Consider the following 10,110-nt stretch of genomic DNA (forward strand, 5'->3'; position numbering starts at 1 on the left):
CGAACATTAACGAAACACATTTTCGTAAATCTTCTAAATACTCGAAAAAGAGAAACGCAATCCAGAAAGCGGTTTCGTTATTTTCATTATTGCATCGTTGTCTATTTTTGTAAAGAACTATTTAGAATTCATGTTTTTGTTTGAAAAACCCTTAGTACAAGCGGAATATCCTCATTTTTGTCCTCCAACTGCTTTCCAGACATTGACTACTTTCTATTCAAAATATAAAATAAATCCGAAACCATTTTCGTAAATATGGATTCGATCTCTAAAAACAATGCAGAAACCAGTTGATTTTTCGCCTAATACGACGTTATTTAAGATAAGGAGGCCCTATAATGACCTATAACATTAAGGATATCGCTAAAATTGCAGGCGTTTCGGTTTCAACGGTCTCCAAGATCATTAACAATTACACTGACATCTCTGCCAGTACACGTAATAAGGTGCTGCAGATTATCAAGGAGACCGGCTACACTCCCCCCATTTCATCCAAAACTCCATCAAGCAAATCTTCGTATTTGATCGGTGTTATTTTTGCCGGTATGCTGAATATCGATTTGACCCATCCATTCTTCATCGAGGTTCTGAACGCCTTTAAGAAGCAAATGGGTCTGCTCGGCTATGATCTTATCTTTTTCTCTAATGAAAAGTTTCAAAACGGAGGCGTTAACGACTATCTGGCCCGGTGCTGGCATTACAACGTCGATGGATGTGTACTCCTCTCCGGGCAAGAGTTAGAGACGTCCATCAGCAATCTGGATCAGAGCTCGATCCCTTGCATCGGTGTCGATATGAAGCTGTCCGGTTCTAGCTCCGGCTACATCATGTCCGATAATTTCAAGTTGTCCGCCAAAGCCGTAGAGCATTTCTATTTGCTAGGCTACCGTGATCTAGGTTATCTGGGCAGCACTCAGGAGTCAGAAATATCAAATATGCGTGAGAGCGGCTACCGAAAAGCTATTGAGGATCTGGGAATGTCAGTTCATGAGAACTGGTTTTTAAACGGGGACAATTTCTTTGAATCCAGCGGCTATGAAGCTATGACACGCATGATCGCTACCGGCAGCCTGCCCCGGGCTATCTTTGCGGCCTCCGACCAGATTGCCATCGGCGCCATGCGCGCACTCAAAGAAGCTAACATTTCAGTACCTGATACGGTCGCAATTATCGGTTGCGATGATATCGAGGCCTGCAAGTACACCACACCTTCTCTAAGCACCATCCGGCAGAATAAAAATAAACTCGGCCGGCTCGCTGCATTGATGCTTTATGACCTTATCAACAATCAGTCGAGCACCAGTTCTTTCATTGTTGAGCCTGAGCTGATCGTTAGAGAGTCCTGCGGCGCCTCTGAGCCGTCATAGGGACGTTCACGACTGAAGACTACCACTGCACCGCTGTAAAGCCACAGGGGCCACTGAGCGGGCTCCAGCATATTAGGTGATAGAAAAGCCGCCAAAAAGCCCCTGGGAGGTATCCCGGGGGCTTTGAAGGTTAAAGTTTTTATTAGATTAGTAACGGATTAGCAATCGAAGTACAGGGAGTACTCGTGTGGATGAACACGAATTGCCACCGCTTGTGCTTCCGAACGCTTCAGAGAGATGTAGTTGTCGATGAAGTCTTTGGAGAATACATCGCCTTCAGTAAGGAATTCGTAATCTGCTTCCAAAGCATCAAGCGCTTCGCCCAGGCTGCCTGGAACACTGCGGATCTTCTCTTTGTCTGCATCTTCCAGCTCATAGATGTTCTTGTCAAGTGGACCATAACCCAATTCTTGCGGGTTGATCTTCTTCTTGATTCCATCCAGACCTGCCATCAGCATTGCGGAGAAGGCCAGGTAAGGGTTGGCTGTGGAATCCGGTGTACGGAACTCGATGCGACAGCCCTTAGGTGTCACAGCAGCTACCGGGATACGAACTGCAGCGGAACGGTTACCTTTGGAGAATACCAGGTTAACCGGAGCTTCATAGCCAGGAACCAGACGTTTGAACGAGTTGGTGCTTGGGTTGGTCAGAGCGATCAGCGCCGGAGCATGGTACAGAATACCTCCGATGTAGTTCAGAGCCATTTCGCTCAGGTTAGCATATCCGCCTTTTTCATAGAACAAAGGAGAATCGCCGTCAAAGATGGATTGGTGCACGTGCATACCGCTTCCGTTATCACCGAACAACGGTTTTGGCATGAAGGTTGCTACTTTGCCGTATTGACGAGCTGTGTTGTGAACAACGTATTTATAAGTCATGAGATTGTCAGCTGTTTTCTTCAAGGTGTCAAAACGGAAGTTGATCTCCGCTTGACCTGCAGTTGCCACTTCGTGGTGATGGCGTTCAATGCGCAGACCGACTTCAGCAAGCAGACGGCACATTTCACTGCGGATATCCTGTTGGGTATCTACTGGTGCTACCGGTACATAACCGCCTTTGACTCCAACCTTGAAACCAAGGTTGCCGCCTTCTTCCTTGCGGTTTGTGTTCCAAGCTGCCTCTTCGGAATCCACGAAGAAGGAAGAACTATTCATACCGCTCTCGTAACGCACATCGTCGAAGATAAAGAATTCAGACTCTGGTGCGAAGAATGCCGCAGTACCTACACCGCTCTTTTGCAAGAACTCTTCTGCCTTAACTGCGATACCGCGCGGGTCACGCTCATAACGTTCGCCATCAGGAGTAAAAATGTCGCACATGATGTTGAGCGTCGGGTGTGCAGTAAATGGATCAATATATGTTGCTTCCGTGTCTGGCATCATAACCATATCGGACTCTTCAATACCGCGGAAACCGGCAATAGATGAACCGTCAAAAGCTACGCCATTCACAAAAGTTTCTTCTTCTACTTCAGAAGCGGGCAACGAAATATGATGCGCACGTCCACCCAAATCTACAAACCGGAAATCCACCCACTCAATGTTGTTCTCTTTGATTGTTTGCAACACTTTTTCAACCGACATGAAATTTTCCTCCCCAAGTTTCCGAACATTAAGCCGCTCACAGTATGCAAATGTTCTTGTTTTATAATTTTTTTGCTGTCGTCATTATAAATCTCATACCTAACATCGTCAATGCTTATGTCAGGTATTTCTTATTCCAATGTAAGATTTTCTAACGCTTTAGTGAATTTGGTAAAAGAGACCCTACCAGACGCACATCTTACCCTACCTAAAATCAAATAGCCCGCTTATCCCAGCAGTGGCGCGGGATAAGCGGGCTGATGAACAGCTGATATACGCAAAGATTACACAGTTACAACAGGTTCTGGCCCTGGAGAGAACTTACGTCCAACCAGCGGAGCGAGCTTCTCAAGGTCTCTAAGCAGGTTGTCGAACTGATCCGGGAATAGCGATTGTACACCATCGCCAGTCATGGAATTGTCCGGATCGGTGTGCATTTCGATAATAAGGCCGTTGGCGCCTGCAGCGACAGATGCCTTGGACATTGGCTCTACCAGTTCACGGCGTCCGGTGCCGTGGCTCGGATCAGAGATGACCGGAAGATGGCTCAAGCTTTGCAGAACCGGAATCGCAGAGAGGTCCAGCGTATTGCGGGTGTATGTCTCGAATGTACGAATTCCGCGTTCGCACAGCATAACATCACGGTTGCCGCCGGCCAGAATGTATTCCGCTGCATTCAGCAATTCATCATAGGTCGCGCTGAAGCCGCGTTTGAGCAACACAGGACGCCCGCAGGTGCCAAGCTTACGCAGCAAATCAAAATTCTGCATATTACGTGTACCTACTTGCAGAATGTCCGCGTGCTCCGCACAAATATCTACGTATTCGGGTGTCATGACTTCAGTAATCGTCAACAGTCCATGACGTCTACCGGCTTCCGCCATCATCGTCAATCCTTCTACGCCCACACCCTGGAAGCTGTATGGTCCTGTACGAGGCTTAAATGCACCGCCACGGAGCACTTGAGCACCAGAGGCCTTCACCAGACGGGCAATCTCATCGATTTGCTCTGGGGATTCAACGGCACAAGGTCCGCCCATGATGACGAGGTTCTCACCGCCAATTTTGACACCGCGAATATCAATGACAGTATCTTCCGGGTGGAAGTCACGGCTCGCCAGCTTGTAGGATTTAGAGATTTTAACGACATTCTCTACCCCCTTCATCTGCCGCAGATGTTCAGCCAGCTTAGGTGTAACGCCTCCAATCAGACCAATAACGGTGCGGTCAGCGCCGCGGGAGAGATGAACTTGCAACCCCTCTTTTTCAATAACTCTGATAATATCCTGAACTTGCTCTTCCGGAGTTTGGTTCGATGTAATGACGATCATAATTAATCTTCCTTTCCACATGTTAACGTAATTTATTAGTCAGTGTTTGTGCACTCTGTTTCGCTACGACGCTTTTAAGCTTTTTAGCTTTTATGCTTTTAATCACTAAAGCAATTCTAGCCGAAAATCTCTATTTCGTCAACCCGCCGGGGCCCATTTTCACAAAACAGCCCGATTTGAAAACGCTCCAATTCCCAGATTGAAGAGCCATAAACTACATTCAGAAAATTACGAAATGGAAGCGAAAGGAATATTATCATCACATCTGTAAGCTTGAATGAAGACAGTTCTCCCCATAACAAAAGAGCGCACACGCCGGAATCCGCTGTGTTACGCTCTCTTAGTCAACACTATAAGTTCAATTTCAGGAGATTAGTTCGTGCTCGCTGTCTTGTTCTTGACTGGCGGCAGCAGCTTCGCCATATTCACAGTACGCTTGATCTCCCAGGTTGCGGGAACCTCAGGATCATACTGCTCCAAATAATTGATAACTTCCTTCGTGATCGGGGTTGGTGTAGAAGCGCCTGAAGTGACCCCTACCTTCGTGACACCCTGCAGCCATTCCGTCTTCAACTCGGAGAGGTCTGAGATCCGGTGGGCTGGTACGCCAGCAATTTCCTCCGATACCTGTGCCAGACGGTTGGAGTTATTGCTGCGCGGATCGCCCACGACAATGACAAGATCAGTTTGTCCCGCTTGCTCTGCCACAGCCTCCTGACGCACCTGAGTAGCCATGCAGATCTCATTATGAACTTCGGCGCCGGGGAACGTCTCCAGCAGCTTCTTCATAATATGCTTGATGTCCCATTGACTCATTGTGGTCTGGTTCGTGATACAAATCCGTGAGGAAGAAACCGAGAGATTCACGATCTCCTCCTCCTTCTCGATCAGGTGCACATGCTCCGGGGCAATACCCACCGCCCCCTCAGGTTCAGGGTGTCCCTTCTTGCCGATATAAATGATTTCATAACCTTCTTCAACCTTTTCCCGAATCAGGTCATGCGTCTTCGTCACATCGGGACAGGTAGCATCCACAGTGGTCAGGCCTTTGGCCCGAGCCACCTTACGTACTTCCGGCGACACTCCATGTGCAGTAAAAATTACTGTGCCGCTATCGATCTTGTCCAGAATATCCAGACGATTGGTGCCATCGAGGGTAATAATTCCGTCGTCCTCAAACGAGTTGGTCACATGGCTGTTATGCACAATCATGCCCAGTATATAAATCGGCCGAGGCAGATCGAGATTTTGCGCAGCCTGACGTGCCATAACCATGGCATCGACCACACCGTAGCAATAGCCCCGGGGCGATATTTTGATGACTTCCATGACTTCACCAGCTTTCTGCTGTCGTTGACTGCTGTAATAGTTCTCCTAAATTATACCCTATTCCAGCGGCGGAGCAAAGAGAAGGGGCAACCAGATCACGAATGTGGTGCCTTCTCCCTGCCGGGTGACAACTTCAACCGAGCCGTCATGCTCGTCAATAATCCATTTGGCGATGGAGAGACCAAGGCCAATTCCTTCCGTGATTCCCCGCGATTCATCCGCACGGTAGAAGCGGTCGAAGATATGCGGGATCTCATCCTTATCCATTCCAATTCCCGTATCGCTGATCCGAATACCTACCTGGTTCTGATAGAACACAGTGTCAAATACTACCTCACCAGATGGTGTGTATTTGAAGGCATTGTCGATGAAAATAAACAGCATTTGCTGCAAATAGTCCTTATTGCCGACAATGTATTTGCCATTCAGGTGAGACATTTGGCCAGGTTGCCACTCCGCCTGATGCGGCAAGAATGATGCACGTCGCGCTACTTCCATCATCATCGGCTCCAGAGCCACCGGTTCCTTGTCAAAAGTCCGTCCGGTATCGGCACGGGCCAGAGAAAGCATATCGGCGACAAGGCGGCTCATCCGCTTGGATTCATCCGCAATGTCCTTCACCGACTCGATGGACAGCTGGCGGATCGCAGCATCGTCGAGCGCGGGATTTGCTCCCGGCTCCATCTCCCAGACCTTCTGCAGCAGATCGATATTCCCCCGGATCGTCGTCAGCGGGGTTCGGAGTTCATGGGAAGCATCCGAGACGAAGCGCCGCTGCGCGGCATAGGAATCTTCCAGCTCCGTATAAAAACCCTCCATCCGCCCCAGCATGCTGTTTACGGTCTGAACCAATCTGCCGATTTCATCCGGAGGACCGTCGTACTCGATGCGCGAGCTGAGATCTGTTCCGGTCTGGATGCCGTTCGCTGCCTCGATTACCTTGCCGATTGGCCTCATAGCCTTGCGGGCCAGGAACAGGCCGAACGTGAAGGCTGCTACCAAGGTCGCAAAGGAACCGGCGACCAGAATGTTCTTCAGCCTCTCCATCATCCGGTCTTCCTGGTTGGTTGGTGTGGCTACTTGTAAAACCGCCAACGGGGCACTGCCAGGGAGCGGCGTCAACGGCGTCTGATACATGATGAAATGATAGCCTGCAAGCGTCACCTGCTTGAAGCCTTTTTCCTGCATAATGTTATTCTTATCTGGAACATCGAATTTCAGTCCCAGGCTCATCATATTATCCGACTGTTGAATAGCCCCACTGTCATAAATACTAATTTGCACCAGCATATTAGCTTCCTCCAGGCGCGTTGCCTGCGAAGGAATCACATTAACGTTCAGCAAGGAGCCGTCATATCCCCAGCGCGGCAGAAGCTGTAGCTGCTCGACCTGCTTTTCAACACGGTCCTTCAAATCACCGTAAGTATTTATATACACGAAAGTATATATTGCAGCTGATAGGCCCAACAGCATTACAGCCAAAATTCCCGAATACCAAGCAGTCAGCCGCAGCTTAATAGACATACTAGTTGTCACCTCTTAGAATGTAACCTGCTCCCCTGATGGTCTGGATCAATCGTTTGCCGCCGTGTTCCTCTGTCTTCTGGCGCAGCATGGCGATATATACCTCAAGCACATTGGATTCTCCGCTGTAGTCATAACCCCAAATCTTGTCCATGATGAGATCACGCGACAATACCCGCTTCGGATTCTGCATGAACAGATGCAACAGCTCGAACTCCTTGGCGGTCAGCTCCAGGCGTTTGCCGTCACGTGTGACCTCCCGAGAGTCTACATCAAGAGTAATATCCTCATAAGCCACCGCCTGATCACTGCCACCACCCTGCTCGCTCTTACGCCTTAACAGCGCACGGACACGGGCCAACAGTTCCTCTAATGCAAACGGCTTCACCAGATAATCGTCTGCACCCAGATCAAGACCCTTGACCCGGTGCTCGATCTCATCCTTTGCGGTGAGCATCAGGACAGGCACGTTGCTGCCACCCTCACGCAGCCTCCGGCAGACTTCAAAGCCATCCACCTGTGGCATCATCACATCAAGAATGACCACATCGGGATCATTTGCTATTACCGCACGCAAGCCGTCTGCGCCATTCGCAGCTGTCTTGACATCATATCCTTCAAAAGCCAGGCCACGCCTCAGCATGGAGATAATTTTCTCATCGTCATCAATAATTAGAATATTCGGTCGCATCCATACAGCCCCCATTGTCCAGTTCTATATATAAATATTGTACCAGCGAATCGGTAAAAAGACATCTTTGTACATTAAAGACGGAAGGGCGAACCCCTCCGTCTGATTGTATGGTGCCTTTGTTATTACCGTTGTTATTGCCGTTGTTATTGCCGTTGTTATTGCCGTTGTTTCTGTGTAGTATCAAAATCATTCTTGTTGCCGATCGTAACATCAAGGTTCAATTGTTTGCCGTCACGGACAACGTTGAGTGTAATCTTGTCTCCAACCTTGAGCGTTTGAATATAAGTGATCAGGTCCTGATTGGTTGCATACTTCTTGCCGCCCACTCCGGTAATAATATCGTACGGACGGAGGTCTGCGTTATAAGCTGGCGATCTAAAAACAATATCTGCAACCACAGATCCTTCTTTAATATCAGTACCCATTTGTTTGGCCACTTCATCTGTAATCGTCATGAGGGTTGCACCAATGAACGGAACGGGTTCTTTCGGAATCGCCTGATTCGCTTCCAGCTTGTCAACGACATTCTTGATCGTATTCACAGCAATCGCGAAACCAATACCTTGTGAATCAGTACTTACAGCTACGTTCATACCAATGACCTCACCGTTCACATTAAGCAATGGACCGCCAGAGTTACCTGGGTTGATGGACGCATCTGTTTGAAGTAGGTTTTTATAGTTTCTTGTACCACTGCCGTCTTCTTCGTTAATATCAATACTGCGGCCCTTGGCACTTAGCACACCTGCAGTAACGGTATGATCGAATCCTTGCGGGTTACCGATGGCTACAACTTCCGAACCGACCTTCAGCGAATCGGAATCACCCAGCGCTACTACAGGGAAATTGTTGTTGCCTTCAATCTTCAGTACAGCCAGATCCAAATCTTTGCTGGAGCCGAGCAGCTTAGCTTCATATGGTTTGGTGTTGCCATCCACAGTAACCTGAATGACATCAGCACCGTTGATAACGTGCTGGTTGGTCAGGATATATCCAGCCTTGTCGTAGATGAAACCTGTACCAATCCCGTATGGAACCAGTTGAGAGGATGAACCCTTGTCAGATGGGGCTTGCTGATCCGGTTCAGACTGGGAAGAGCCACCGCCACCGAACTGGTCTCCGAAAAAGAATTGTGAGAACGGATCATTGCTGTTCGGAATACTTTGTCCTCTGCTGCGCGAGCTTTGGTTCACCAATGTCTCAATCTTGACAACTGCCGGGCCAACATGATCCACCACGCCCGAAACATCGCCTTTTCCAGTAACCAAGGACGCCGTTGTCGTCGTAGGTTTTGCCATAGCACTTTCGCTCGGCGCTGAGGCAGAAGTGTTCGTTCCGCTTCCGTTAATCGAGCTTGCTGTATCCGGTGTGAACCAGTTGCCACGGTCGGCCATGTACATCGACCCTGAAAGCACGATCATTCCGGCGAGAAAAGAAACCAACACTGTTTTAAACGAGCTTTTCGGCTTGCGATTGTATTGCCATCCGTTACCGCCGCCATCACCGTTCCCACCATTGCCGCCCTTGCCTCCGCCATTCCCGTCATAACCTGTGGGGCGGACCGCCGGGCTGTAAGAAAGAGATCTTACAGGCTGTGGAGGTGTAATCTCCACCCGCTCCGGTTCCCGCCGGTTGTAGTGTTCTACATCACTGTCGTTGTCCAGTTCTTCTTTATTCAAGGATTTAAAAGGTCCGTAAGAGTAATAGTATGATGAGCTTGTTTCGGAGGACTGGTTGCCATTGCTACCGTTGTTCCATTCCCGATCAGATTCAGGTTCGTTGTCACGGTTAAATCTGTTTTTGTTCTCGTCCATGTTTCTTTCCTCCCGCGCCCTGCCTATCGTGTGGCAAGGTTTAATTTGTTTTCATGGTCTTATTTTGTACTTTAAACCTTAAGGTCACATTAAAAACAATTTAAGCGCAGATAAAAGATAGGCGCGGACGAATAGAAAAGGAAACATAGAGGGATCGTGGACGGGGCACATAGCATGTGGGCCGGGATCGCTGGCGGGACTCATTGCATGTGGGCTGGGATCGCTCGGCGGGGCTCATTACATGTGGGCCGGGATCGCTCGGCGGGGCTCATAGCATGTGGGCTGGGATCGCTGACGTGGTTCGTAGCACGTGGGCTGGGATCGCTGATGGGGTTCGTAGCACGTAGGCCGGGATCGCTCGGCGGGGCTCATAGCATGTGGGCTGGGATCGCTCGGCGGGGCTCATTGCATGTGGGCTGGGATCGCTCGGCGGGGCTCATTGCATGTGGGCTGGGATCGCTCGGCGGG

8 protein-coding genes are annotated in these 10,110 nt (G+C 49.2%); 2 read left to right on the forward strand and 6 right to left on the reverse strand.

All coding sequences use genetic code 11. The annotated features are described in order from the left end of the window. Positions 1 to 338: 338 nt before the first annotated feature. Positions 339 to 1,367, forward strand: a complete 1,029-nt coding sequence (locus tag ACFRAM_RS06230) for a LacI family DNA-binding transcriptional regulator (protein WP_379465017.1) — start codon at positions 339 to 341, stop codon at positions 1,365 to 1,367. Positions 1,368 to 1,525: 158 nt separating this feature from the next. Here ACFRAM_RS06230 and glnA read toward each other — a convergent pair whose 3' ends face one another. The 6 genes from glnA to ACFRAM_RS06260 form a co-directional block, all read right to left on the reverse strand. Next, entirely contained in the window at positions 1,526 to 2,950 is a 1,425-nt protein-coding gene (glnA, locus tag ACFRAM_RS06235) for a type I glutamate--ammonia ligase (RefSeq protein ID WP_379465018.1), read from the reverse strand. A 284-nt stretch (positions 2,951 to 3,234) separates the two neighbouring features. Beyond that, entirely contained in the window at positions 3,235 to 4,281 is a 1,047-nt protein-coding gene (gene aroF, locus ACFRAM_RS06240) for a 3-deoxy-7-phosphoheptulonate synthase (protein WP_066373961.1), read from the reverse strand. Between the two features lie 372 nt (positions 4,282 to 4,653). Then, complete coding sequence (locus tag ACFRAM_RS06245; protein WP_379465019.1) at positions 4,654 to 5,610, reverse strand: 4-hydroxy-3-methylbut-2-enyl diphosphate reductase; 957 nt, start codon at positions 5,608 to 5,610, stop codon at positions 4,654 to 4,656. A 57-nt stretch (positions 5,611 to 5,667) separates the two neighbouring features. Then, positions 5,668 to 7,134 (reverse strand): sensor histidine kinase, encoded by a 1,467-nt coding sequence (locus tag ACFRAM_RS06250; protein WP_379465020.1) that lies wholly within the window; start codon positions 7,132 to 7,134, stop codon positions 5,668 to 5,670. Between the two features lies 1 nt (position 7,135). After that, on the reverse strand, positions 7,136 to 7,825 hold the full coding sequence (locus tag ACFRAM_RS06255; protein ID WP_379202703.1) for a response regulator transcription factor: 690 nt from the start codon (positions 7,823 to 7,825) through the stop codon (positions 7,136 to 7,138). A 158-nt stretch (positions 7,826 to 7,983) separates the two neighbouring features. Next, on the reverse strand, positions 7,984 to 9,642 hold the full coding sequence (locus ACFRAM_RS06260) for a S1C family serine protease (protein ID WP_379465021.1): 1,659 nt from the start codon (positions 9,640 to 9,642) through the stop codon (positions 7,984 to 7,986). A gap of 156 nt (positions 9,643 to 9,798) precedes the next feature. Here ACFRAM_RS06260 and ACFRAM_RS06265 point away from each other — a divergent pair. Further along, positions 9,799 to 10,110, forward strand: a 312-nt coding sequence (locus ACFRAM_RS06265) for a hypothetical protein (protein WP_379465022.1), incomplete at its 3' end; no start/stop codon positions are given.

The sequence above is a fragment of the Paenibacillus sp. NPDC056722 genome, from assembly GCF_042790635.1.
Taxonomy (GTDB): Bacteria; Bacillota; Bacilli; order Paenibacillales; family Paenibacillaceae; genus Paenibacillus_AQ; species Paenibacillus_AQ agri.